At 52.3% G+C, this 25,519-nt stretch carries 21 protein-coding genes; all 21 read right to left on the reverse strand.

What is annotated here, in order from left to right:
* Window positions 1-11: 11 nt before the first annotated feature.
* A complete protein-coding gene (locus tag AC1ROB_RS20105; protein ID WP_492969323.1) occupies window positions 12-983 on the reverse strand; it encodes a methionyl-tRNA formyltransferase in 972 nt (323 codons plus the stop codon).
* Window positions 970-1,662 carry a polysaccharide deacetylase family protein gene (locus tag AC1ROB_RS20110; protein ID WP_492969322.1) on the reverse strand — a complete coding sequence of 231 codons (693 nt, stop codon included), beginning with the start codon at window positions 1,660-1,662 and terminating at the stop codon, window positions 970-972. Before AC1ROB_RS20110 ends, AC1ROB_RS20105 begins: the two co-directional genes overlap by 14 nt.
* Window positions 1,663-3,297 carry a glycosyltransferase family 4 protein gene (locus AC1ROB_RS20115; protein ID WP_492969321.1) on the reverse strand — a complete coding sequence of 545 codons (1,635 nt, stop codon included), beginning with the start codon at window positions 3,295-3,297 and terminating at the stop codon, window positions 1,663-1,665.
* Between the two features lie 16 nt (window positions 3,298-3,313).
* A complete protein-coding gene (locus AC1ROB_RS20120) occupies window positions 3,314-4,210 on the reverse strand; it encodes a class I SAM-dependent methyltransferase (RefSeq protein ID WP_492969320.1) in 897 nt (298 codons plus the stop codon).
* A 15-nt stretch (window positions 4,211-4,225) separates the two neighbouring features.
* Entirely contained in the window at window positions 4,226-5,356 is a 1,131-nt protein-coding gene (locus AC1ROB_RS20125) for a DegT/DnrJ/EryC1/StrS family aminotransferase (RefSeq protein WP_492969319.1), read from the reverse strand.
* Window positions 5,357-5,375: 19 nt separating this feature from the next.
* Complete coding sequence (locus tag AC1ROB_RS20130) at window positions 5,376-7,553, reverse strand: methyltransferase domain-containing protein (protein WP_492969318.1); 2,178 nt, start codon at window positions 7,551-7,553, stop codon at window positions 5,376-5,378.
* On the reverse strand, window positions 7,537-8,754 hold the full coding sequence (locus tag AC1ROB_RS20135) for a hypothetical protein (RefSeq protein WP_492969317.1): 1,218 nt from the start codon (window positions 8,752-8,754) through the stop codon (window positions 7,537-7,539). The genes AC1ROB_RS20130 and AC1ROB_RS20135 overlap by 17 nt, the downstream gene beginning before the upstream one ends.
* Window positions 8,754-9,467, reverse strand: coding sequence for an ABC transporter permease (locus AC1ROB_RS20140; protein ID WP_492969316.1), 714 nt, complete (start codon window positions 9,465-9,467; stop codon window positions 8,754-8,756). The genes AC1ROB_RS20135 and AC1ROB_RS20140 overlap by 1 nt, the downstream gene beginning before the upstream one ends.
* Before the next feature lie 62 nt (window positions 9,468-9,529).
* The gene (locus tag AC1ROB_RS20145) at window positions 9,530-10,726 is read right to left on the reverse strand and encodes an ABC transporter ATP-binding protein (RefSeq protein ID WP_492969315.1); all 1,197 of its coding nucleotides are present in this window, start codon (window positions 10,724-10,726) and stop codon (window positions 9,530-9,532) included.
* Window positions 10,726-11,946: an ABC transporter ATP-binding protein gene (locus tag AC1ROB_RS20150; protein WP_492969314.1), complete on the reverse strand. Its 1,221-nt coding sequence runs from the start codon at window positions 11,944-11,946 to the stop codon at window positions 10,726-10,728. The genes AC1ROB_RS20145 and AC1ROB_RS20150 overlap by 1 nt, the downstream gene beginning before the upstream one ends.
* Window positions 11,947-11,951: 5 nt before the next feature.
* A complete protein-coding gene (locus AC1ROB_RS20155; protein ID WP_492969313.1) occupies window positions 11,952-13,565 on the reverse strand; it encodes a radical SAM/SPASM domain-containing protein in 1,614 nt (537 codons plus the stop codon).
* 60 nt (window positions 13,566-13,625) lie between these two features.
* The gene (locus tag AC1ROB_RS20160) at window positions 13,626-14,912 is read right to left on the reverse strand and encodes a glycosyltransferase (RefSeq protein ID WP_492969312.1); all 1,287 of its coding nucleotides are present in this window, start codon (window positions 14,910-14,912) and stop codon (window positions 13,626-13,628) included.
* A 145-nt stretch (window positions 14,913-15,057) separates the two neighbouring features.
* Entirely contained in the window at window positions 15,058-15,915 is an 858-nt protein-coding gene (locus AC1ROB_RS20165; protein WP_492969311.1) for a glycoside hydrolase family protein, read from the reverse strand.
* A 50-nt stretch (window positions 15,916-15,965) separates the two neighbouring features.
* Complete coding sequence (locus AC1ROB_RS20170; protein ID WP_492969310.1) at window positions 15,966-16,580, reverse strand: class I SAM-dependent methyltransferase; 615 nt, start codon at window positions 16,578-16,580, stop codon at window positions 15,966-15,968.
* Window positions 16,577-17,242 (reverse strand): acetyltransferase, encoded by a 666-nt coding sequence (locus AC1ROB_RS20175; protein WP_492969309.1) that lies wholly within the window; start codon window positions 17,240-17,242, stop codon window positions 16,577-16,579. Before AC1ROB_RS20175 ends, AC1ROB_RS20170 begins: the two co-directional genes overlap by 4 nt.
* Window positions 17,239-18,261, reverse strand: coding sequence for a GNAT family N-acetyltransferase (locus tag AC1ROB_RS20180; protein WP_492969308.1), 1,023 nt, complete (start codon window positions 18,259-18,261; stop codon window positions 17,239-17,241). Before AC1ROB_RS20180 ends, AC1ROB_RS20175 begins: the two co-directional genes overlap by 4 nt.
* Before the next feature lie 5 nt (window positions 18,262-18,266).
* Window positions 18,267-20,144: an asparagine synthase (glutamine-hydrolyzing) gene (gene asnB / locus AC1ROB_RS20185; RefSeq protein ID WP_492969307.1), complete on the reverse strand. Its 1,878-nt coding sequence runs from the start codon at window positions 20,142-20,144 to the stop codon at window positions 18,267-18,269.
* A gap of 20 nt (window positions 20,145-20,164) precedes the next feature.
* On the reverse strand, window positions 20,165-21,160 hold the full coding sequence (locus AC1ROB_RS20190) for an NAD-dependent epimerase/dehydratase family protein (protein ID WP_492969306.1): 996 nt from the start codon (window positions 21,158-21,160) through the stop codon (window positions 20,165-20,167).
* Between the two features lie 780 nt (window positions 21,161-21,940).
* Window positions 21,941-22,795, reverse strand: a complete 855-nt coding sequence (locus AC1ROB_RS20195) for a type II secretion system minor pseudopilin (RefSeq protein WP_492969305.1) — start codon at window positions 22,793-22,795, stop codon at window positions 21,941-21,943.
* Window positions 22,795-24,948: a type II secretion system secretin GspD gene (gene gspD / locus AC1ROB_RS20200; RefSeq protein WP_492969304.1), complete on the reverse strand. Its 2,154-nt coding sequence runs from the start codon at window positions 24,946-24,948 to the stop codon at window positions 22,795-22,797. The genes AC1ROB_RS20195 and gspD overlap by 1 nt, the downstream gene beginning before the upstream one ends.
* Before the next feature lie 30 nt (window positions 24,949-24,978).
* Window positions 24,979-25,515, reverse strand: coding sequence for a hypothetical protein (locus tag AC1ROB_RS20205; RefSeq protein ID WP_492969303.1), 537 nt, complete (start codon window positions 25,513-25,515; stop codon window positions 24,979-24,981).
* Window positions 25,516-25,519 lie beyond the last annotated feature (4 nt).

A 25,519-nucleotide genomic window follows, 5' to 3' on the forward strand; every position in this document is an offset into this window, starting at 1 on the left:
TGGATCACTCATTACGCTTGTCCAAACACTCGGCCAACCAGGTTGTTATCGAGGCAAGAACGGAATGACACTGCCTCTCCATTTACCCACGCTTCAAGCAACCAGATGGGCGAGCTGCCGGTCATGACCACCAAGCCTGATGGCAGAACTTCGAGAATACGCCCAGGCTGACGCGGCAGATCCCTGAAAGCAAATGCGTCAAACGGCACTGCCTTTTGTATGACCCACTTCACACCATCCAGATACGAGAAAGTCCCGGGATATGGGCTAGATTGCGCTCGTATAAAATTATACAAATCCTGCGCGGTTAGAGAAAAATCGATCAAACCATCTTCCGGAATTCGTTTCTTATAAAATCGCGCAAATTTTGAATCTTGGATGACGCCGCTTTGACCGGCCTCAACGACATCTATCGCCTGCCGTATCAGGTCACTCCCCACCAACATAACTTTTTCGTACAGCAGCTGAACGCTGTCATACGCTGTTATTTGCACGGGCCGCAGAGCTAAGATAGCACCGTTATCTGCTTCCCTCGCCAAAGCGAAGGCATAGACTTCAATATCTTGATGCCCGAGGAGAATATTCCATACGAGAGGTGCTCGCCCATGACCTATAGGCGGGTGGCCCGCATGAAGACCGATGCCCCCACGCGACGCGCGCGCAATTAAGTCTTCGGATATAAGCCGATTCCAGCCATTTACTACAATGAGATCGAAATCGATGTCACTGACATCATCCGCCGTAAGCGTATAATCGTGAAGACTAACAACAGGTATGCCTTGGAGTGCACACCACGGACGCACATCGACATACCCCGAAACACTATATTTATCCCCTAGATGTGGCGGAATGGTAACGACGGCCACGACAGACCGATTAGAGGATACCAGGCGCTGAAGACAAAATAGCCCGTTTTCACAGCACGTTATAAAAAGGATTCGGCTGGGCTCATTTATCTTGCCACTTCTTTCAGTCACGGCCATTTCCGAATCCATGGACATAACTACCCTTGAGCAACAGATCCTTTTCAAACCACCAATCTGGATGGATCAAGACTTGAATTCGACTATGAAGATCGAGATGGTGCATCAAGTCACCTTCACGCCAGTATCCATTAGAGTCGGATATATATTTCATATCCTTTGTATAACGCTCGTCCATAGCGTAATAAATAAAACCAAAATCGTAAACATTATGCTTGACGCGAAACGCTGGAGTGCCATGAACATCATGGCTAATGTCGCGATGCTCTGATGCGGTAACGATATCGCCACCGATAATCAACTCCAGAAGCGCTTTTTCTTTCCGAAGTAATTCGGCTGGCTCCAAGCCCAATGCTCGACCAACTGAGGCTGCCTCGAAATGCAGCCCGACGTCATGCCCAAGGGAGCGAATACGCTGTATAAGAACGTAAACATGGGGGGAAAAAATATTATACTCATGGGCGTGCACACGAAACAGATAGGATGCACTAACGCCTAGATCGTTTTCAATTTTGGCTAAATCCAGAACGCCATTTAAAGTGTAATCGACATCGTGTCGCAGAATAACTGTCTTGTTATACCCCGCATCATATTTTGGAAATGATGAAATTCGATATCCCTGTTGCTGGGCAGTCTGCAACATCACGCGATAGTAGTTAAACGAAAATGGCTGAGACATTCAGCATCCTGACAATCGATCGAGCAGCGTGCGATACGCTTGAAGATGGAGGCTAATAATACGCTCGGAAGAGTGGAATTGCCTTACCCACTCCTGCGCGGCACGCCCAAGCTCTTCGGCTTTGCAAGGGAGCCTAATTATGGACTCCATAGCATTCGCCAAAGCCTCAGGCGTATCAACATTATACAATGGTGGCTCGGCGCCAAAGAATCGTTCCACCACTTCAGCATCAAGAGCAGTCAAAACCGGCCGCCCCATTGCCATTGCCTCAAAAGTCACAGAGCCGATGGCTTTCATGACAAATTGATCAATGATCCCGACAGATCGCAGATAGGCGCGCCATAGGTTGGCCTTATCCATCGGATTAACCCAATCGAAGATATCCTGCAGACCAAGCCGATCAATCAAACCTCGTGTTTTCTCAACTTCTTGCCCCCAGGCGATTAAAGTAATTTTACAATGCACTCCTCGATCAGCCAGTATCTTGGCAGCTTGAACAATCACGTCATTTCCCTTACGCCAACTTGGGTATCCTTCCGCCCAATGATGACGAGCTGGCGCCAAGAATGTGGGGGGCGTTCGCATCACTAACTCGCGGTTTTTCCATTCCCTAAAGAAGCTGAAAACTTTCTGCGAATCAAAGGCATGCGGAATAGGGTGTTGTCTCTCTTTTGGAATTCCCAGGCGATCAGCAGAGACGAGGCAATCACTGTTGGTAATGAAAACCTCACCGGCAGATTGGTATACTGCGGTACAGACGCGCCCCTGTCGGTCACCTTGAAAGGGAATATCACGAATCGTACCATGTTCGTATGCTGTATAGTTCTTAAAGCCCAGAGCATATGGGTATACAGCATCAAGCGCATAGCCCTGAATCACATCGTAATAAGACAGAACTCTTTGCCAATCCAACATCACAGAAGGCGGTACATAGGCAGAAATATCTTGAACCAACTGCGCTTCCGTGCAGCTGCAAAACTCCGGGCCATCATGCAAAGGATTTGTACTTTTTTTTCTCCGCGCTACTGTCCAGACACACAGTCGACTTATTTTTCCGACGATTAACGGAATACGCAGAAGCCCAAGCCATATAAATAGAATTGCCGTAAAAAAATATCGAATGGCCTGCGCAGTAGCACCACGACGTGCTTTAACCCAACGATAACTATCACAGAGCCCCCGCCAGAACATGCTTGATATCCAATGGCCTTCGTTACGGGAAGCAAGATATCGCAACGCAAATTTGCGTGGCCCTTGGATAAACCATTCTGGTCTCTGAAATCTCCCGCGATCGACACCCCACCAGTCGGGCATATCTGGGTTCCCAACATCACCACGTATCTCCACGTCCTCCCATTCCGGAGAAGCCATGATGTGGTAATAGTCAATGCAAAGACTGTCTGCTTCAATTCCATAGCGACGCATGATTTTTGCGTTGACGTATCCGTTGTTCGCAATATTCCCAATGTGCAAAACGCGAAGGGCGCGTCCTCGTCGGCACTGATAATCTTGCAACCACCGGCGCTCGTTCGTGCTCAGAACATCGTCACTCAAAATCAGGGCATCATCATCCTGATCATCACTACTAATTGCAGAACAAAGCTCTTGCACTTGACGTCCACCCGTCAGATTCAAAATATATCAAGCAGAGTCATCCACCGCTCCGAGTGGCAACGATAAATAGATTCCGATTGTCAAATGTGCGCCGTATGTCAGTGAAACCCGCCGAAACCAACCATTCGTGTAGTTCGTCGAACCTGTATAGATCGTTGATCTTCGGGCTTATGGCATCAAAGTAGCCGTGCACGAGATGAGCCGGGTAAATTTTCTCAAGGTAGGCAATCTTCTCTGCGAATGACATTGCTCCAGTTGCCCGTCGATGGTGAACATAGGTGTTTATCTCTGAAAACTCATCCGGACGCGAAGGCTCACCATAGATCATCAGGAAGATCTTCCCGCCTTCCTTAACTAACTTCTCAATATTACGAAAAGCGCGGTATGTATCGCCAGTGTGATGCAAAACTCCGAATGACCAGACAAAATCAAAATTATTTTCAAAATGCAGATCAGCCAAAAGATTGGCTTTTACCACTCGAAAATTTGAATCCCCCTCACACAGCTTCCTAACGTTCTCCAGGCCATATTCAGATTGGTCGACAGCAGTGACCCTCCCCCCTAGCCTGGAAAACACATACGACCATCGGCCATTGCCGCAGCCAGCATCAAGAATAGTCTTCCCGCGAAACCACTCAGCCGTCTCGCCCGTATAGGCTTCTATCAGTTGTGCCGCTTGATCGAGAAAGACTTGATCGGAGGCAAGATTTAAGCCCTGAGGCAGTAGATCCCATTGCGTATCAAAGCTGCTCTGCGTCTGCACCATATGGTTTTGAAATCGGGGCGATTCAGCCAACAAGAAACGTACATGTTGACGAAGTTCGCTAACTTCATTCAAAAGGTACGTCACATGCTCTTGTGTATACTCGTGCCGGACCTTCCGCTTCAGACGGGCAATCATTTTCAAAATAATAGACTTGAGGAAGTTCTTCATACCAAAGTCCTTAAATCAGGCACATAACGCAATTTTAAGCGTTGCTATAACCAAGTCCTGATCTGAATCCGTCATGCCAGGGAAAATGGGTAAGGTTATAGATTGATCTTCACAAGCTGTTGCGCTGGGAAAGTCTGTTGGTCGTATACTGTACTTACGAGCATAGTATCCCAATCGATGCACCGCATGGGTTCCTGGTCTTGTCTGAATACCTCGCCCCGACAAGGCAGCCATAATGGCATTGCGTCGGTCTCGGCCGCCTCTTCTGATCCGGATCACATAGGATTGATAAGTGTGTCCTTCGTCAGACAGAGGCGTAATCACATCGTCAATCTCATTCAATAAACTTTGATAGCGCAATGCACGCCCTCGTCGCTCTGCAAGTAGCGCATCAAGTTTAGCAAACTGGGCAACACCGACAGCGGCCTGAATATCTGATAGTCTAAGATTATACCCTAAAACGTCAAACAGTCCCATTGTATAGGGATAGCGCCCCTCTGGATCGTCAGCGGGCATGCCCGTCCCTCCATGATTTCGCAAAGAATTAACTCGCCTTGCAAGTTCTGCATCGTTGGTGGTCACCGCCCCTCCTTCGCCAGTCGTAACAATTTTCCGCGGATGAAAAGAGAAGCAACCTAATGCACCGAAACCACCAACCGCCCGGCCTTTGTATGAAGTGCCTATGGCGCAAGCGGCATCCTCGATTATAGAAATGCCGCGGCGCGCAGCGATTGACATAATTTCATTCATCGCAGCTGACAGGCCAAAAAGATGAACGACAATAACGGCTTTTGTTCTTGATGTTATTGCCGCCTCAAATGCGGTAGGGGAGAGATTAAATGTCTCCGGGTCAACGTCAGAAAACACCACCTTGGCGCCAACATATTCCACACAATGCGCTGACGTTACCCAAGTAAAGGCTGGAACGATTACTTCGTCGCCTGGGCCCAAGCCAAGCGCCATAACCGATAGATGCAGGGCCGCCGTGCAAGACGTCGTTGCGAGAGAATGCTCGACTCCATGGCGCTTGGCGATCAGAGATTCAAACTGCCTTGTTACAGGCCCTTGTGTTACCCAACCTGATTTGAGAACTCGCGCAACAGCATCCACCTCCTCTTGATCAAAGCTGGGAGTGGTCAGAGGCAAGTGTTGTCCGGATGGCCGATTATTCATCGAAGCGGGCCTTGTGCGGACACACACGGACTTCTTCTCCCGGCCAAAGCCAGATAGCTGGATGATTGAGCTGATAGCTATCAAGTGCCCAAACATTCACGTAAAGGGTTTTGTCCGGCGCATCTAGCGCAACACCTCGTTTGAGTTCCTCTGGTGTCAAAGTCACATTAGCCACGCTAGCATCACAGGCTCCCAAATAAGCGCCGTCAGGGTAGTCGGAGTAGCTCCAGCCGCGCGATTGCGTGCCAACCGCGACTCTAATGCGTTGCGCCGCTGAAGAAATCGTGTCCGCACTTACATTCAACTTCCGAGAATGCAACTTACAGATCAATTGCGGCGGGTCAGGCGGAATATCCGAGTTCACGCCAAAGTATAAATACGATGTATAAGGCCTTTGCCATGCTAGGCCAATTTCGGTATAGCCAGTGATCTTCTGATCAGCGACACCTCGCGACCACGCCGCATTTGGCGAAAGCTGTATACCGATTGCGGGCACTTCATCCAGAGCTGTTGGACTGGATTGCAAATCTTCTAAAGTTGGCCAATAGCCTTGTCTATTGATCGGATGAACTCCACCCTTGAATGCATCAGCATCGACAAGTCGCCATCGTCCATCGAACAGGACCTCGCAACACACATGCTTATGTAATTGGGTTACTCGCGCTTCGTAGCCAAGAGCACGGTAGAGATCACGAGCAACAACTGCCACATGGCCGCAGCGGCCAACCCCAGAGAGTAAAATCGGCAAACTGTTGAGATAAGCATTGCCAGTTTCATCTGCTATTTGAAATACAGGATGATGAAACAATGCATCCTGAACAAAAAGAAAAATAGATCGAAACACTTCTTCATTGTTTACCGAGCCACTAGATACCTCGCTTGCGAGGTTCGTAATAATAGCCCTCTCATTCATGGCTTGAGCGGCCGACCTGTAGTGGCGAGTAAGATCGGCATTCAGGCCATTAGGCGTTCCAGTATTGCCGACAAGCGTTGCGGCCGTTAAATGTGAGAAACGAACGCTTGCAGATCTACTATTGCTGCGAAAGTAATCAGCTGAGATACGCTCCAATTTGGCCTTAGGTTTTCTGGCGATGAGCTCAGAAACGCCTTGATTGAATGTATATATGCTCGGAGGCGCAGGTTTCTGGGCCGATAAAACGAGAAACCCCTCGGAGGATGTCCCAATTAATTCAAGCCCCGCTGTTCCGACCGCCTCCTGCATGTCACGACTAGTAATACAATAGCCACGGCGGACCCCGGACAGGACCTGTTGCCCACGAAGAGCCAGGGTGAGATCGGCAACCATCGCAGTGCGTTGCGCTTGCGAACCATGCCGATAGATCAAACGACATGCCGTTAGGATATCGGGTAGTCGGTTAGAAACGCTATCTGCAATGACATGAAGATTCTCAGCTGCCTTGAGTGCCTCCGATGCGGTGGCCAGAAAGGGGCGAAGCAAGAAACGCAGTTGCCATAGAGTAGTTATTCGATGCCGCCACCGACGGAAATAGGGATTCTCCTCGGCAGAGGGTACTTGGTGTCGCAGCAAATCAAGAAATACTGCCAACATTACGGTGAAGCGAGTTTGTCGGGCCGCATCACCATCATTCGGGAGACGATCTAGTGCATCACCCAGCCAATTTCGCACAACTTCACAGGACATAGGAATGAGATGAGGCTCACGCACTCCGCGATCATGAATTAGATGTTTCCACCAAGGGAAGTCATCAAAGGAGACATATAATAGACCGCCGGGCATCAACACCCGGCTCAACTCCGATAATGATTTACGAAAATCAGTCAAGAAAATCACGCCATTACAGAAAATCCCATCAAATCTATTATCGGGAAATGGAAGCGTCTCAATTGACCCTAACAAGAAATCAATTTTTCTATTCGCGATTTCCGCGGCCTGGCGCGCACACTCCAACCGGTCAGCGTTATACTCTAATGCCGTAACCTGTTGATAAAAATCGGTTAGAGCGAGAGCCCAGTTACCAACACCGCAACCCGCATCGAGAACACGCTCTCCAGACATTCCAAGACGGCCGATGTAATCTCGATGATATTCGACCCCGCGCTGGAATTCGTAGCGAGCATAGTCGCGAACGGCTTCTGTCAGGCGACCGGTCTCTACGAAACGCATCAACCGTTCATCTAGATCGGTCAAGAGCCCTCGCTTTATCGAGTTCACCGAGTACGTCTAACTTATGCCATGGCTCACCAGCATAAGCACACCCTTTGGCCACGAACCTAGGCAATTCCCACGTTATGCCGCTCAACGACACAAAAACTCGTTCGCCATTCGCCACTGGGAGCGTCCAGCCTTGTAAATCGAAACGGGAAATTTCAAATAAAACATTATGGTGGTGAAATTCCCTTTTGAATCTAACCGAAATTACATCTCCATCACGAGATATCGTCCAAGGTTTGGCCTGCATGATGACTGCATGCATGAGCAACCTCTCTGTTGTCGTTACTAAAACGCATCCTTCTGTTTGCATAAGCGACAATTTTTTCAATGCAGAAATCGCCGACGCATTAAAGTACGGAGACTGCGCCGGATAAGGACTCCCATCCGCGTTACGATGAACTCCGAGATGCTGATAGATAATCGAATAACCTTCGATCGGGGCTATTAATGCAAGATCGATTTGCTCCCCAAAGTTACCTGCATAGGGCGCGCGCGGGAATGCACCTCGAAAGCGACGGAAACGCAATAACGGTGTGCCATCTCGGCCAAACTGCGGGATAAGCAGCGGAGCAACAGCTTTATCTTTTATTGAAAAAGTAGACCGCTCATTTTCGTAGTCTATATCCGTCCAAAAAAAACTGACGCCAAATTCCCTAGTTATATCAAGGTGATAACATGGGCCACTCTCGATATCACCTGCCTGATAAGTTGCCCAATCACCTCCAATATTTTGAATATCCAGGACCGTGCCGTGATTACTGTAAACTCGACTCCGAACACCGGCCGCCGATAGTACGCCCAATGCACGCTGAATTCTTTTGCGATCAATTCTGCAACCTCGCCCATCAGTGACACCGCCATAACTGTGCACCGTATCTAGAATACCAGCTCGAGCGAGAGACATGGCCGCATTGGCGTATGGCGCGAGACCATCATCGTCATCGAATAAACGCCAAGTCACGTTACCGTCACCGAAGCACCAATAACTGAAACCAACTTCAAGGCCATGGGCTGCCGTGATTTCAATAAGATCTATCTGAGCCGGCCAGCTCGTAAACTCCACATCCGAGTTTATTGCCAGCATCCCACGATACGGTGGCGGAAATTGCATAGGCTCAGGCAGAGAATTGCCAGCAATCTTGCCCCACAGACTTCCGATCGCGTCAACCAAAGGCATCAGAGCACGGCCTCGAAATAGCCGCTGGCACGACGAAAAGCAACCCAAGCGCACAGGCTGAGCAGCGCCCCGATCAGTGCAAGCAGTATAAGCGCACTCCAATCGGGCCACAGATTATATAAAAGAATCCGTCTGTATGACTCAATGAGGTAATATAAAGGATTGTATTGCACCAAAAACTGCAGCGCGTCTGGAACATCGGAGCGCTGATACACGATCGGCGTAGCCAACATCAGTAACTGCAACAGAACAGGCAGAAACTGTGCAACATCCCTTAGAAATACTCCCAGCATGGCCAAAAATATTCCGAAACCAAGTGCGAGAAGTAGTTGGACAACGAGAACAAGAGGTAATGCAATTAGAGTTAAACCAGGCCATTGCCCGTCTAAACCTCGGAGCGCAACCAGCGCCAGATATGTTGTGCCGATTGTAACAAAGGAGCAAAGCACTGAAGAAATCGGAAATAGCTCAGCGGGAAACGAAACATTCTTCACAATCGCAGCATTCCGCAAAATACTGCTAGAGCTGGACAGCAACGCTTCCTGGAATGAGAGCCAACCGCCAAATCCCGCCAAACAGAAAATAGCGTATTCGTAGGATGACGAAGTTCCAGCAAGTCGCGCCTTCAAGACCATTGAGATCAAGAAGACATAAATTGTGATCTGCAATAGGGGATTGATGATTGACCAATAAGCACCAAGCAAAGAACCCATATACCGCATAGCCATATCGGTTCGGATTTGGTAGCGCAAAAGTGCAAAGAGGTTTCCGGTTATCAAGTATTACCCTCTTCCATGCCCATGAGACCAACCACCCCCCACTCAATTGGTTGGTAGTATGTCGAATTGTAGCTGTGTGATACATCGTCCACCGCGACGACAATCGCCGCCTCGGCCAGAAGATCTCCAGCCCCACCAATCATCATCACGTGGCATTCATAAGCGAACCGCCCCAGTCGCATCGGGCCGAAGTCGGCTCGAATATTATTTTCACCTACCTTGAGACTCAGATCCGGCGAGATGCTGCGCGCGACGAGCACACCATCAATCCTTAGAAATTCAAGAATGACACGAACATCGTTCCTATTCACTGACGATACGACACGCGTGGACACTACAAATTTTTCGCCTACAGAAACGATGCTGACCGAATGCCGATTATCACCATGAAGCTGTAAATCAGATATCTCGAGATCAGGGCTTTTGGATACTCGCCGACGATGCTTGTAGCGACGCGAAACATCATCTTCAGCACGAACCATCATGGCTAAACGGTATGCCTCAGTGACGGTGTCAGCTGGGCCATCAGCGACAATGGCTCCACCTTCCAACCATATCGCGCGGTCACATAACTCTCGAATAGCCAACATGCCGTGAGATACGACTACGACAGTCAACCCCTTGGTGCAGAGTGATCGCATCCGCTCGCGGCAGCGCTGCACAAAGCCAGCATCGCCCACGGACAACGTCTCATCTATCAAAAGAATGTCGCAGTCGGCACTGGTAACCAGACTAAAAGCTAATCTCGCCTTCATGCCAGCAGAGTATGTTCGCACGGGATAGTCTATGAAGCGGTCCAAATCTGCAAACGCAATAATCTCCGCGCTGCGCTCTACAACTTTCTTTGCCCCCATACCATACAATATGCCGATATATTCGATATTCTGCCGACCGGTCCATTCGTCCTGCAGGCCGGTGGCAATCTGTAGAATGGCCAGAACCTTGCCATTAATTGTCACTGTGCCAGAACTTGGCCTGGCGTGCCCAGCAAGGATGCGCAACAATGTACTTTTCCCGGCACCATTTTGACCGATCACTCCAACAATCTGCCCTTTTGGGACATGGAAATTGACGTCTTGCAGGGCTTTTGTGCCCCGTTCATATCCCATCACACGACCAATGACGCCGCTGTAGGTCCAGTTTTTAGGATAGATTTTTGAGAGATTCTCAGCTGCAATTGCTAACGCTGCCATCACGCCGACACACTCCATTCCGGTGACAGTGCGATTAAAGATGGCGCTGACAATGCCGCATCTCCTCCAGTCATATTAATTCTGCAAGACGACGTTACCAGCGGTCCCCAGATATCAAGATACTCGACGGGGTAAGCTCCTTGTGTCGGATCAACAAGCATCAGCGAGACATCGTAAGGTCCGGTCTGAAGGGGGAGCTCGGGATATCTCAACCGAAATACTCCTTCGACGGCCCCACGAACACCGAACTGGACACCGTCATCCAAGCTCCAAGCCGACAGAACGCTCTCTCCCGTATGCGCCGACGTAACGCCGGGTATTACGGCAAATCCTGGTAAATCTGCGCTCTTGCGATATCGGACTTCAACCGTCAATGCCGCGCCACTGCGCAGACAATCCACCGGCCTGCCGAAATCATCGAGGAGACGCACTTCTCGGATCTCCGCCTGCCGCGTCAGACGGAATGCATTCAAGGATTCGAGGAAAGGATACAAGCAATCCGCCGCAGTGCCGTCGCGGCGGAGACAACCGGAATCAAACCAGAGGATACGGGTGCAAAGCCTGAATGTTTTCGTCCAGTCGTGCGAGACAATAATGCATGTGCAGCCAGCACGCGCCATTTCTGCAATGCGATTGAAAGACTTTGCGGCGAAGAACTCATCCCCAACAGCCAAAGCTTCGTCGATCAACAATATATCTGGCCTCACTACCGTTGCGAGAGTGAAGCCAAGACGCATTTGCATCCCGGTCGAGTATTCCCCAACATCCATGTCGATGACGGGGCCAAGTTCACTGAACTCTATAATTTCCTTTGCCAAATGATCTCGTTGCGAATGTGGGACGCACAGAAGATCAAGTCGAAGTTCAATATTCCGGCGCCCTGATTCCCTTAGAGATAATCCAGCGCCTATGTTCAAAAGTGTACCGACTCGACCATTACATTCAACCCGGCCTGCACTTGGCACGGCCACACCCGCCAGCAGCCGCAGTAGCGTGCTTTTGCCCGCACCATTCCGGCCTATAACACCAACTATCTCTCCACTGGACACTGAAAACGATACGTCCCGCAGCGCACATATATCGTCTATTCCTGACTGTGGAGTGCCGCCGAACACTAGGGGCAAGTAAGCACTGCGCCCCTTCGAGTATATCTTCGAAACGCCCTCAACCGAGATAGCGATGCCCGAACCTGTCGCCGCTTTTCTGGCAAAGTATTTCATAATGCCTAACGGTGGAACTCATAGGTTTCCATGGTTTCATTGTACGTTCGAGTGTAGTTATCGGCCCTCTCCGTCATTACAGTCGAAGCCGACCAAATACTGCAATTCTTGCAGACGGAGAAATCCTGAAAATCTTCATCCAAGAGCTCCTGGCGCACTTTTCTGTAACGCTCACCCTGCCAAATACTGGAAAAGTCCGTCTTGGCAAGCGTGCCAACACTAACGACGCCCTCCCAGCCTAATAGCCCCATTGTTCGGCAGCATAGCGAAATCTCGCCATCTGGGAACACTACCGATTGGGTCCATGGTGACGCGCAGGGGTATCGCTTCTCACCGTGATCGTACATTTGCTTCATGCCGATTGGCTCACCGGTTTCATGATCGTGATCGCTCAAGGCATAAAACGTGATGTAGTCAACGCCCATTTCGCGCCATTTCGCAATGAAGGCTTCACGCTCTGCCATAGCATCCGGCTGCAAAATGAAAGATGCCCAGACCTTGATCCCACGTGGTTTGGATTTCTTAATGAAATAACGGAGATTGGATTCAAGCTCCTCCAAATCCGCGCCGCGAATCTTCCGATAGGTCTCGGCATTTGCCGCGTCCACACTCACCATAAGGGACGTTAAGCCACTATCGACCAGAGCGTCTGATTTCTCCGGCGTAAGCAGTGTAGCGTTGGTTGTCATATGCATGTAAGGCACGCCCCTGTCACGGGCCATCCGCAAGAAGTCCACAATTCCCTTATGCATAAGTGGCTCTTCGATCTGGCCGAACTGCAAGGCAATCTGTTTTTGCCCCGCATAGGTAGCTATTTTCTCGAACGTCTCTGCGCTCATAGATCGATAGTCGTCGAAGTAATCACTTTTATGGACTTCTTTATAAGTGGGGGAATGATAAGGACACATTCCACACTTCAGATTACATTTGTTGAGAACGATAACGTGAATGCCTTTGGGATGAGGAAAGAACTGCGCAGGCCGATCAAGTAAGTCATGGCGGACCGCAAACTTCGGGGCCTGCCATTCCTGCCATACAACCGGCAACACCCTTAGATTGGAAGGGACCGCCACGGAGGGCGTGATGGAGTCGACCTCACCCGTTGGAACGGGTGAATTTAAGATCTGCGTGAAAGCCACCGCCTGTTTTGCGGCGAGCTTTTTATCTCTGATACTCCGTAATCGGTCCAGAATAGGTTTCCCGATCGCATAGAGAACCGATTGGCTCCAGCCCGGCGCGCTTCTGTATATTTCGCGCAACAGCCGCATCGCACGACTGCCAGGCCGTGCAGATGAGAATAGAGCGCTGGGAACCTTGTGAAAGCCCACCAAACTTGCGCGCTCGACATCAAGAAAAGAGTTCGGCCGCGGCGCATAATACCACTGCCCGACCGTCTCACGAACATGCGCAGCGAAACTGAATATCACCTCTAGGTCGCGACTATCGGCAACAGGATAATCCACGACAATGGTCGGCTCGTGTCGGCGACTTTCGGGCACCTGGGTCAACGCTTCCGCCAGCGGGATACCAGGAGCGTGCATGAACTCATAGCCATCTGCCTGTGCCCGCAACCGAATACGATCGGGGGATGAATCTTGTGCGTTCAGCAGAATATACATAACGGTGCTCTCTCAGCCGGAGATGAATAGCTAAACAACAGTACAGATCAGCATCGGATTTTACTGTAGTCGGCGATTGTAGGGAGCATTCACAAAAATATCGCGTAACTGCCCACTGACAGTAGCCGCTCCATGCAGGTCCGCCACCCAAGACTGACTTTGTCTACCCAAACACTCCAAATCCAGACCATTATTCAACGCGCTTTGTAAACCTTGCCGGATGTCATCTACTGTCCGGCAGTTCAAAATTGGGGGTAACGACCAGCCATTTTTCCGATATTCCGTTTCATCACACCACATCATAACCGGCGCTCCACAGGCCATGGCCTCGGTTGCGGCTGTGCCGTAATGGCCCAACATAAACTGATCAACAATTAGATCACTGCTGCGGTAGAAATCGATCAACGCCGGATGCGAAAGTGCACACGGCAAGAATGTCGCAGGGCTATTCACCATAAGCTGACGCAGGCTTTCAAAGTCAACACCCCAACCTGAGAATATCGCATGTATTCGACCGTTCGCCGCGAATGTCGCTAACGCCTCGGCCAAACGGTCCTGCCCTTTCCAAAGATAGTCCACACGCGAAGGTACAAAGATCACTAAATCGGCCGTTACGGGTGGTAGATTCAGCCGCTGCAGTGTCTTATCCAGCAATGCACGTCGCTCACCATGCGTGGGCCGTTCGTATTGAACTACAGGCAGGCCAAACCTGATGAAACGGGATAGCGGAAGCAGATCGGAAAAACTTCGCCCGTTACGGTCCAGGTGCCCTCCAAGACGTAATGGCCCATTGGTGCAGACGGCCACCGCTTGCTTGTATGCCTTTCGTATCAATTTCTCTTCTGGCGTTCCGAACCAACGCTGGTAGAGATTCGCAGATCTGCCAAACCGAGCCAGACCGGCCGCAATTCGGATATCCCCGCCATGGGGAATGATAACAAAAGGACGCCCCGACAGAGCGGCGCACATCGCACCTTCAACGCCGCAGACAACCAAGCCGTCACAATCCGTCATCGCATCAATGATTTCGGGCCAATGCTCGGCACCGAAATTAGGCACCGTATGAGACGGTCGCGTTGACGACGAATTTCGAATATCCAAGAGCCATTCCGGCGCGATCCAGCCGTTATCCTGCTCCCATTTACTCCACCGCGCCCATGACCAACCACCAGATGCAGGGACATCGGCATATGGCAGCGAAGCCCAGACGTCATGCCAAGCCGGCTGACTGAAGGCGAAGCGATCCGTACAATCTCGTATGAAACAGACATCCAGGCCAGAACTCGCCATAATGCCAGCCATGACATACATGTTGTTTGCCATGCCGCCATAAAAACCAAACTTCATTCTTCGTCGAAACCCCAGGTGCATTTAAGAGTGTCGAGCGTATTCATATGTACTTGCATCGGTTCAAATCCGGAGAATCCTAGCTGCAAAGATTCCGTATGGCCTGCTGATCCGAGCATACTGCCATCGAATATCGCTTTTTCCGTCACGAAGACTTTCCCACCTGCCACACAGCCAGGCCAATCCCCCCTCGGCCAAAGTCGTTGCCGCTATAGAGCATGTACAGATTATCACCATGAAGGAAGGCATGCGGATAAGCGACGCTTTCGTTTTCCCACTCCTCCCCTCCAGGCTCCAGACCGCCTACATCTGACCGCTGCCAGATATTGCCGTCGTCAGATGTAGCCATACAAATGCGATATCCTTGCTTTGTCATAGTGCAAAACCACATACGCCAACCGCTGTCATCGCGCACTACGGTCGGACTGGCAATATTGTTTTCGCCGTCGAGGAAATCAATCGCGACGTGGCCTTGGCGTTGCCATTGAACGCCGTCTGCTGAAAATGCGTATTTAATATGATACGAAGAATTGGTTCCGGTGGCGTCCCAGCCAAGTCCGGATAAATACCACATCCGCCATTCAGCTGCGCTACGCATTACCCAGGGTGTTGAAACCATAGATGGGTCGTGAAAGCCGCGATCTAATATCGGGGCGCTGCTAATTCGCGAGAATGTCGCTCCCCCATCCCTGCTTTCCGCCAGTCCGATCGCCATTCCGTAGCGTGGTGATTCAAAATTGCAACGGCCCATGTAGTAAAGCTGAAGGACACCGTCGACACTAAGAATGCAACCCGGGTAGACTCCGTTGTCATCAAAGAAGCCCGGTGCTCCTCGACCAAGCGCCGGCGATTCTGCTATAGCCAGCATCTTCTCGGGTTCAGAAAGGTCGAATTCTACCCAGCCAATCCGCGGGTGATTGCCACAATCACGCGTTCCAAAGTAGAGGCGATACCGATCCCTCTGTAGGTGGAGCGCCACCGGGCAGGCTGAATGCGATGCCATCCAGGCCTTCTGCCCTACCGCATGGAATATCCGGCCAAGCCGCTTCCAACTCACAGACGAACACCTATCGTCCATTCATAAAGCGGGTAGTCATGCAGAAGAACAACCCGTCGGCTGAAATGCTGCTTACAGTAGTCAAAGAAGTAACAGGGGTCGCCATAATAAAGATGCTCTTCGCGATAATCGACGTAAGTACTAAGAAGATTAAAGGCGAAACCCTTGCTGGAGAAAGCAGAAAGGTTGTGCAGAGTTTTAATGGTATAGTCGCGCCAAACCATCTCTGACACCTGGGAGCGCACATTAAATATTCCTGAAGCAAAGGAATAGTCTGCAGGTATCGTTAGCTGTGGCTCACTAGAGAATTCCACACTGTCACCACCAATCATCTGGACTGCGGCTCCCAGCATTTCAGGAGCAATGTCGTGTCCACGAAAACGATTGATCCTGCATTGACGCAGGCGCATATGTTGCAAAAAGGCCCCATATCCGCACCCCAACTCGTTCACGGTATAGGGCTCGGCTTCATCAACTATTGTTAAAAGCTTGTCAAAGCGCAGGGCCTGAGATTCGACATCGCGCCACCCAACGCCCATCGGGGTTACGCCGTATTCACGCAGGCTTTTGCTATAAAGCAAAGCAACAGAAGCGAGATCCGGAAGGCTCACCGCATAAACCTTGAGCTGGGCTTTAAATGTTTCGTGGTCCGTTCGGCTAGATACACCTCGTCATCTTCAGTGCTCTTCTGAATCAGGCTGGCGGCACCAATCAGATTACGCACACCAATTGATATATTCTCGGAAATACTTGCATTTACACCGATAAAGGTATGCGAGCCTACAGAGCAGTGCCCAGAAATCACCACGTGACTGGAGATGAAGCAGTAAGGGCCAACCTCACTGTGATGGCCGATGTGATTGCCGCTCCATAGGACAGCCCCATCTCCGATCCGAACGAAAGGCTGAATGGTATTGTTTTCAAATATGAAAACATTGTCACCCAGAGCGAGATCACGCCAAGTCGATGCCTTAGAGCAAACGTAAGTCAGTAAACGGTACCCTTTATCCCGTGCCTGGTTGCATATCTCTTCGCGTAAAGTATTAAGCCTCCGATAGCCAACAGCCACAAACATGTCATAGTCACCGGGCGGATAGAGGCTAACCGCGTCTTCAAACGCCACTACCGGCCGCCCCCGCCAATGGTCACGCTTCATGACCGCACCGCTTTCGAAAAAAGCAACCACTTCGTAATCGCTATCCTCGGTAAGATAGAAATCAACCACCTCTGCAAAGCTGCCGGTGCCGAAAATGACCGCCCTACGTGGTTTCATAGCGATTGCGATAACTTGTCGAACGGGAGTGTGAAAAACCCTGGATATTCTACAGAAAGCTCAGCAGCGCTACAATTCTGCAGGGCTGTATTCCGCAGTCGTGTGAAATAGCGGTAATTATAATTCTCCGCGCCCCATTTCTTTTTGAATCGGTACACGCCCTCCTGGGTCAGCCATGTGCCCCCCCAATTCCAATGCACGTAACCTGCCTCGCAGGCATCCCCCATCGCCTGCCGAAGAATCAGTGCCATAGGCTGACACTCGCGCTCACTCCGCAGGGTTGCTGGCGTAAAGTATTCGACCACTTCGCCAAAATAGAACAGCAGAAGTGCCGCCACGCGGGATCCATCGCGATACGCGACATAGATGCGATAGTCTGAATCGGGCCTGAATACATCAGAAAGACACCGGAAAAAACTGGCATCCTTGGCTCGGCCACCGATCATGGACATATTTTCGACATGAGTATCGAACAGAAAATCAGTGGCATCATTCTCCACCTTTACTGTAACACCATTGCTCATGGACTTTCGAATGTTGCGCCGTGCAGAGCTGTCTATTCTCTCCAGCCAAGACAACCCGGCTTGCTCTGTTAAGTACGTAATCTGGCCAATGCGACGGTCAACATAGTCATGCTCGGGATAGTCCGGCAGAGGCTGCAGAGGGTTTTCAATCATGGTGGCTGCGGCAACACCGGGTGCGGCAGCGATTTGGTCAAACTTCCGTAATAATGCTGCATGCGCAGCGGCATCGACCGCCAGAATACCGCCATAGCTACCATAGTAAGCGAGTGAATTGATAACCGCTCCAAACCGTCCGCAAACGGATACCGTTGGCAAGACACCCGTAACAATTCCACTTTCATACGCTAACCAATACTCGCTGCGGCAGCCAAGCAGCCGTTCAAGCATTCGTCCGTATGATCGTGTGTAATAGATCATAGCCCCTGGTGCGCGCATCAAAAAGGCATCATAGGCCGCCTCATCGGCTGCCGACTGCATCAGAATTACATCGGGCATGCGCCTTAATCTGCCACCCCATATACGCGGCACATGTTCTCCACGCTGAGCAGAGACCAGATCAACAAACGTCGGTTTTCTTGACCATCTAAGTGTTCTCTAACCAAGGCGCGCACGGCGGATTTGTTCAGAAAGCGATAGATTTGCGCATGATCGTCATCCAGCAGCCGGCGTACGTACTCTATGCTTTCGCCCTTAAACCAACTTGCGTCGGGTGCCGAAAAGCCCTGCTTTTCTCGATCGACTACCGTCTGTGGAATATGCCGAGACATCATTTGGCGCAACAAAACCTTGCCATCTTTAGCCTTCTGAAAGTACTTGGCTGTTTTGGCACCGGGCTCGTTCTCGTTCAGACGTACGACTTCATCAAGATGACCGAGCTTAAGGCGAGCCGGTAAACGCATAGCGAAATCCACCAAATCGTTATCTAGAAACGGCACTCTTGCCTCGAGGCCATGCGCCATGGACAGTTTGTCCTCAACGACGAGCAAACCATGCAAGAATGTCTTGGCTTCAAGGTAAAGTGAGTGGTTCACATAATCTTCGGGGCGCGTCAGCTTGGCAGCATGATGTGCAAACGTGTCGCGGAAAATATCGCGGGTCCAAACATTACTGACCTGACTCCAGACCGGGGAAAAAACGCGTTTGATTTGGGCATTCGGAATCAAGCGCTGCCAAAAACTGTAGTACTTGTCTATATAGTGCTCGAAGTCATCATTAACGACCGCGCGATAATATCGCCACGGATACCCGCCGAAAAGCTCGTCACCACCAGTGCCAGCTAGAACCACCTTGTTGAACTTGCTGGCCAATTGCGCGGCGTAAAAATTGGGGTAGCTTTGCCCAACTCGCGGCTCTTCCATGTGATAAGCTAAGCGAGGCATTACCCGCTCCATGTCACCTGCCTTCAAAACCATTTCGTAATGCTCGGTCTTGAATAAATAGGACATGTGCTCGGCAGCCGCCCTCTCATCAAAATTTAATTCAACACCGGAAGCTGATGTCAAATCAAACCCGCAAGTAAATGTACGCATGAACGGGAGTTGCCGGGCCGCCACAGCTGTAATCGAACCAGAGTCCATACCCCCGGATAGATACGCGCCGACATCGACATCTGAAACCAATTGTCGGCTGACAGCTTGCTGGAACAGAAAATCAAGTTCTTCGAGATATTCACTATCCGTCCGAGGATTAGAGGGTTCCTCAAACTGATAATCCCAGTACCGTTCGATCGCACCGATCCGGCCCCGCCGTACTTCCAGTAGGCATCCCGCCGGTAGAATCCGAATATCGCGAAATAACGTATTATCAGTAAAAAAGTTTTGAAAAGTAAAATATTCCAGCAGCGCTGGAAGGTTCATGCAGGCCTTCATGTCGGGATGGGCAAGAATCGCTTTAGCTTCGGACCCAAAAAGGAAAGCTGTCCCCGCCGTAGCATAATAGACTGGTTTGACGCCGTATCGATCGCGACCAAGTGTTAGCACTTGGTCGCGACAATCCCAAATAGCGAAGGCGAACATACCATTTAGACGCAGCAGCATACTCTTTCCCCACGCAGCGAAGGCATAGAGAATGACTTCGGTGTCGCTGCGGGATCTAAACTGATATCCTTTACTCTCGAGTTCGGCGCGCAACTGGCGATAGTTATAGATTTCACCGTTGTAGGTAATAACGTAGCGGCCATCGGCCGACAGCATCGGCTGATGGCCAGTAGGCGAAAGATCTATGACTGCCAAACGGCGATGCGCCAAGCCAACTGCGCCATCGCTCCAATGCCCTTGTCCGTCAGGCCCTCGATGCGCGATGGCCTGCCCCATACGCTCCAGGAGCGTCGGCGATACTGGAGCGCCGTCGATATTGAAAATACCCGCAATACCACACATGAGCGTTTAATGATTCCAGGTCAGGAACCGGCCTTCGAACGGCGCGCTGCAACTTCATCCATGTGCTGCCTGCGCCAGGCGATGAGACTGGCAAGCCCCTCGCGGAGATCCTTTGAAGCCTCGAATCCGATCTCCTGCTTGGCGAGCTTAGGAGAGCCAATACGGTTACGCACAAGGGTCGCCTGGCTGCGCGGAGCGTACGTAATCGGCTGGTTACAGCCTGTCAGCTGGATAATCAGTTCGGCCAACTCTTTCAGCGATGTGCGCTTTCCGGTACCGACATTGTAGAAGCGATCAGTGGTATCAGCCTTCATGGCGCAGATGTTGGCAGTAGCGCAGTCCTCGACTGTCACGAAATCGAAGGCTTCGCTGCCATCACCCAGAATGGTAGGCCCCTGGCCATTGTCGATTGCATCCAGCATTTTCATGATCACGGCAATATAGGCACCACGGTAATCCTGCCGGGGACCATACACATTCATGTAGCGCAAGCCGACGAAGGGAAGGTTATAGCGGTAGTGGAAGGCGCGCAGCATCGCTTCGCCGCAGATTTTGGTGGCGCCATAGAAATTCTTGTTGTTGAACGGATGGTCTTCCGTCATCGGCTCTTCCACGGCATCGCCGTATACCGAGGCCGAAGACGAGTAGACCAGGCGCTTGACGCCTTTCTTTACGCAGGCCTCCATAACATTGAAAGTACCGCGCACATTCACGTCGAAAGCTGAACGGGGATAGTCATGGCACTGCAGCAACCAAAGAGCTGCCAGGTGGAAAACGCTATCGGCGTTTTCAAGAGCCGACTCCAAAATGTCGGTCTGCCCGATATCACCGCCTACGTCATATACTTTCACGCGCGAATCTCGCAGCGCATCGGAAAGATTCTCGCGAACGCCCCGCACGAAATTGTCATATACGAGAATTTCGCGCACATCTTCTTTGACCAGTTGGTCCACCACATGCGAACCGATCAGACCGGCTCCGCCAATAACAACAACCTTACCGCCACGGATATCCATGTGAAATTCACCGCTTCCTGTTAGTCATGCCATCGCTTCGCAAATGATGCGGATAATCTAATTCTGCTCATCTTCACTGAGATTAAGGACACATGGGTCAGCTGAGGACTTGTCCGGCCAATACCCCTGAGACCCGCAGGCCACTGCTGCTCACCGAACATTGCAGATAGCCGACCTCCCCATGTGTATTGCTGCCGGAATACCTGCAGTCTTCTTGCAAGCCTCTACAGCGATCGCGTCGGTGACTTTTATTTGTGGACTGCGCCCAGATCGAGGTCGCGCCAGGCAGCATGCGAGCACCTCAACCACATCGGCCACACCTGCTTGAGCCGACGGCAGTAGCCAACGTTACCACAGCCGGGGTGAAATCCACCTCGACGTGCACGCTAGCCATGCCGGCAGAACTGCCGCACATTCCCGGGAAGCTATAGCAAAATCCCGACCGAAATGATAGCTTTTGTTCACGCCCTGAACGTAAAAATACTCATCGAAAATAACCATTTGAGGTGAATGTCGTGTACAAACGGCTCACTGGGCGCAGACGCTCGGCCGAGCTGGGAGAGATCTCAAATCGACCCGCCTCACCCCCTCCCCTGATTGACAGGCCGATCGGGAGCGGTGGTCATTTGAACGCCCCGTCATCCAGCTTTCCGATCCGTTTGGTCGTTACAGCCCCGGTGAACGCTCTAGACAGCATCGCCGACCAGTTCCTGCGATTAGTAACTGGGGCAATGACGCGCGCGACGATTCCCCCCTCTAACGCTCTAATCCGCAAAGTATTCATGAAGATTGCAGCAGTCCAGGATCCGCCTGCTGCCACAGCAGAATCTCGAATGGTCGGCCGGCCGCACCGGTCAGGCGCACCACCGCCATCCAGATCATGCTCGACGCGCCCCGGTCGGCAGCCATGATCATAACCGTTCGTCCCGCACTGCCCTCCTGGCCTTCATTGACATTCGCTGTGCGACGCTGCTGCAAAATGGTCTGGACAGCTGCCCGATCCATGCCGGGTAACAGCGCCAACACAGCCGGAACAGCAACGCGGCTGTCGATCCCGGTGCGCTGCGTATAAACCGTCAGATAGGGCATCGTGCGACGATAGTGATCGGCCGTCATCCCGATGACCCGCTGCACTTCGGTCACACTCTGAAACGGTCGATTGCTTGGCCCATAAGGGCGACCGGCCGCAGCATACTCAGCCGATTCCGCGCCATGCAGCCGCCGTACCGTGTCTACGTCGCGCCAGTCCTGTACGGCATCGACCAATCGAGATCGCTCCGCTTCCGGCATCCTGGCCGAGAGAATTTGCCGCAACAGATCTTCAGTCGCAGCATTGAGATCGAGTTTACCGGCTTCATCCTCCACCAGAACACGCACGACAGCTCGATCCACGGTTATATCACGCGCAACGCCATCTGCGCGCCACCGCTGGGATTGAAAAAGTAATCCATCGATAACCGTCATAACCGCCTTCTGCAGGCGCAACTCGCGCTGCAGGGTATCCGCAGCATGACGCGCCACCGACTGCGATGGCCTGGCAATGGCGATTATCGCTCCGACCAGCAGGGCTACTGCGGCAACCACCCAAAGGCTGGCGACCAGAACAGAGCCACGGTCCCCCTTCCGCACCGCCATTACTGCTCGCCGAGCATTCCCGGCGGGATACGAAGGCGATCCCGCAATTCCTGCGTAACCCGGCGGATATCGGCCGGTGCACGCACGACCTGCGGCGTGATCAGGATCAGCAACTCTGTACGGGTCGTCGTCTCCGTTGTGGTTTTGAACAGGTTCCCCAACAAAGGGATATCCTTGAGGACCGGCACGCCGGAATTTCCGTCAACGCGACGATCCCGGATCAACCCGCCCAGCGCAATGGTTTCTCCGGTAGACACACTGATCGAGCTTGAAACCTTGCGCTGCTGGATCGTTGGCGAGTCGAGATTGGATGTCGTCGTCTTGGCCACGTCGCTGACCTCCTGGCTGATATCCATCAGCACTAAGCCGCCTTCGTTCACACGCGGCGTCACCTTGAGAATCACGCCAGTGTCGCGGAACTGAATGGTATTGACCACTGGGGCTCCGGCGGCGCCAACGCTGACGGCGGATTGGGTGGCGACCGGCACCTGGTCGCCAACCTGCAGGGTTGCCGTCTGGTTGTTCAGCACCATCAGCTTGGGCGAAGACACCACGTTGACATTCGTCACTCCCTCCAGAAGGCTGAGAACAGCCCGGATGTCATTGCCCTTGCTGAGCACGGCAGAAAAGCCCGGGAAGGTACCCGCCACGGCACCGCTTGCAGCCTGGCTCAGCGTCAAAGTCTGCGAACCGGGCTGGAACAGCCATTGTACGCCGTAGCGCAATTCGTCCGTCAGGGTTACCTCGGCCACCACCGCCTCGATCATCACCTGCAACGGTGGAATATCCAGCTTGCTGAGCGCCGCCTCGATAACGCGATATTCTCGCGGAGTCGCCAGGATCAGCAGGGCATTATTCACTTCGTCCGCCTTCAGGCGCATCCCCCCAAGATTGCCGGACTTGATCCCGCCATCGTTCCCGCCGGAGGCGTCCGTGCGGACATTCTGCAATGGCGCAGCATCTGTCGTGGCGGTGCTGGCACGCCCGTCGGTCGCAGTTCCCATTAGCAGGCTGGAGCGCGCCGCGGTCCCGTCCCGGCCAGCGCTCTTTGAACTTCCTCCACCGGCATCGCCTTCACCGAACAGGCCTGTCAGTGCGGTGGCCAGGTCGGCCGCCCGGCCGTTCTGTACGTAGTAAACATAAACACGGGCGTCCACATTCTCTGCGCCGCGGTCAAGGCGATCGACCCAACTCTCGATTTCGCGCAGCGACTCTGCTGTTGATGCGATGGCGAGCACCGCATTAATCCTCTCGATCGGCAGAATACGGATCGGAGCGGCACCGGCCTGCCGGATATTCAAGCCAAAAATGACTTCCAACTCCTTGACGACTGTCTTCGCATCAACATTGCGTGGCGTAAACAGGCCGAAAGACATACCCGACATCCAGTTGACGTCAAAGACGCCAACTGTATCCATCATCGTCGCGATTTCGCCCTGACTGCCGCCAAGTAGCAAAACATTCCTTGAGGGAATTGTGCGGATGACAGATTCCTGAGGCATGAATGAACGGAGCAGGCCGGCGATCTCCTCGGCCGACACGAAGGATAGCGGCACCACTCGCAGGCCATAGCCAGGCTGATCAGCCATGGCAATGCTGGACCGGCCTACACCGGCACCGTAGCGCAGAACGTCATTGGATGGAGCGACGGTATATACGTCTCCGGACCGGACGACACTAAGACCATTGAGGCGCAATGCGCTTTCCAGCACCGGCAATACCGCATCACGGCTGATCGGCCGGTTGGTCTGCAGCGTAATGGTGCCCTGCGCCTTGGGATCGATAGCGAAATTGGCTTGCAGGATATCGCCTAGGACAGTGCGGGCGACATCCTTGACGTCGGCATTCACGAAATTGAGCGTAATGTCGCCCTCGGCATTTGCACCGCTCCGCGACAACACCCGCGGACGGCCACCCACCACGCGGCCACTGCCGGGAAACATCTGTTTGCTGAAATCCTGCTGCACGCCATCATTGCGCATCTGGTTGCTACCAGCGGCGGCAGTCGGCACATCAGGAACCGGGGTAGCGACTGTGCGGATCGCCATATTGGCTGGCGGCAATTGATTCGCCGGTCTGCGTGCCTGATCGGCGCAGGCCGACAGCGTCATCGCCAGCACGCCCACAGACACTACAATGGATTTCCAGTTCACCCTTCTACCCCCAACATGCATGTCTGACGCCTATCTGCGTCGCGGAGGCAATGGCGGATTCAACATGCCGGCCTCCTTGCCGGTGTTGAGACGTACTTCACGTTCCTCGACACCGTTCTTGAATATAATGGAATCGGTATGAATGGCGCTTAAAACCCAGCCATCATAACTGTCACCGGTCCGCAGACGGCGGCTGTCCTTCTCGTCCAGACCCCGGATCAGGGCCAGCCTATGCTCCCCGGCACCCACCACCCCCAGGAGCACTGGGGCGCGAAACGCTGTCGTCACTGGAGATGGCGTCGGCGTGACTGCGAGCAGGCGCGGAACTTTCGCACGCGAAGGATTGAACAACGGCCTTTCAGCGGCTTCGGCAAAGTCTTGAACGGGCGGAAATGGGCTGGGTGTTGATTGGCGTGGTGCAGTTGCCGCCGCTGAGGCGACGGGTGCCTGTGTTGGCACATCTGGCCGCAGCGGAGATGCCCAGATGGCCAGCCACAGCATCAGTCCCAGCAGGACAAGGATTCCCGCCGCCATCACGCTGTTCAATGGGGTTGCCGCAGCCTGCATAACG

This window comes from Ferrovibrio sp. GW821-FHT12F09 (assembly GCF_058806775.1).

Coding starts and splice junctions, on each gene's coding strand:
- AC1ROB_RS20105 (WP_492969323.1), bottom strand. CDS start 983: ATGGCCGTGACTGAAAGAAGTGGCAAGATAAATGAGCCCAGCCGAATC.
- AC1ROB_RS20110 (WP_492969322.1), bottom strand. CDS start 1,662: ATGTCTCAGCCATTTTCGTTTAACTACTATCGCGTGATGTTGCAGACT.
- AC1ROB_RS20120 (WP_492969320.1), bottom strand. CDS start 4,210: ATGAAGAACTTCCTCAAGTCTATTATTTTGAAAATGATTGCCCGTCTG.
- AC1ROB_RS20135 (WP_492969317.1), bottom strand. CDS start 8,754: ATGCCTTTGGTTGACGCGATCGGAAGTCTGTGGGGCAAGATTGCTGGC.
- AC1ROB_RS20140 (WP_492969316.1), bottom strand. CDS start 9,467: ATGGGTTCTTTGCTTGGTGCTTATTGGTCAATCATCAATCCCCTATTG.
- AC1ROB_RS20145 (WP_492969315.1), bottom strand. CDS start 10,726: ATGGCAGCGTTAGCAATTGCAGCTGAGAATCTCTCAAAAATCTATCCT.
- AC1ROB_RS20150 (WP_492969314.1), bottom strand. CDS start 11,946: ATGAAATACTTTGCCAGAAAAGCGGCGACAGGTTCGGGCATCGCTATC.
- AC1ROB_RS20155 (WP_492969313.1), bottom strand. CDS start 13,565: ATGTATATTCTGCTGAACGCACAAGATTCATCCCCCGATCGTATTCGG.
- AC1ROB_RS20160 (WP_492969312.1), bottom strand. CDS start 14,912: ATGAAGTTTGGTTTTTATGGCGGCATGGCAAACAACATGTATGTCATG.
- AC1ROB_RS20165 (WP_492969311.1), bottom strand. CDS start 15,915: ATGGCATCGCATTCAGCCTGCCCGGTGGCGCTCCACCTACAGAGGGAT.
- AC1ROB_RS20175 (WP_492969309.1), bottom strand. CDS start 17,242: ATGAAACCACGTAGGGCGGTCATTTTCGGCACCGGCAGCTTTGCAGAG.
- AC1ROB_RS20180 (WP_492969308.1), bottom strand. CDS start 18,261: ATGCCCGATGTAATTCTGATGCAGTCGGCAGCCGATGAGGCGGCCTAT.
- asnB (WP_492969307.1), bottom strand. CDS start 20,144: ATGTGTGGTATTGCGGGTATTTTCAATATCGACGGCGCTCCAGTATCG.
- AC1ROB_RS20190 (WP_492969306.1), bottom strand. CDS start 21,160: ATGGATATCCGTGGCGGTAAGGTTGTTGTTATTGGCGGAGCCGGTCTG.
- AC1ROB_RS20195 (WP_492969305.1), bottom strand. CDS start 22,795: ATGGCGGTGCGGAAGGGGGACCGTGGCTCTGTTCTGGTCGCCAGCCTT.
- AC1ROB_RS20205 (WP_492969303.1), bottom strand. CDS start 25,515: ATGCAGGCTGCGGCAACCCCATTGAACAGCGTGATGGCGGCGGGAATC.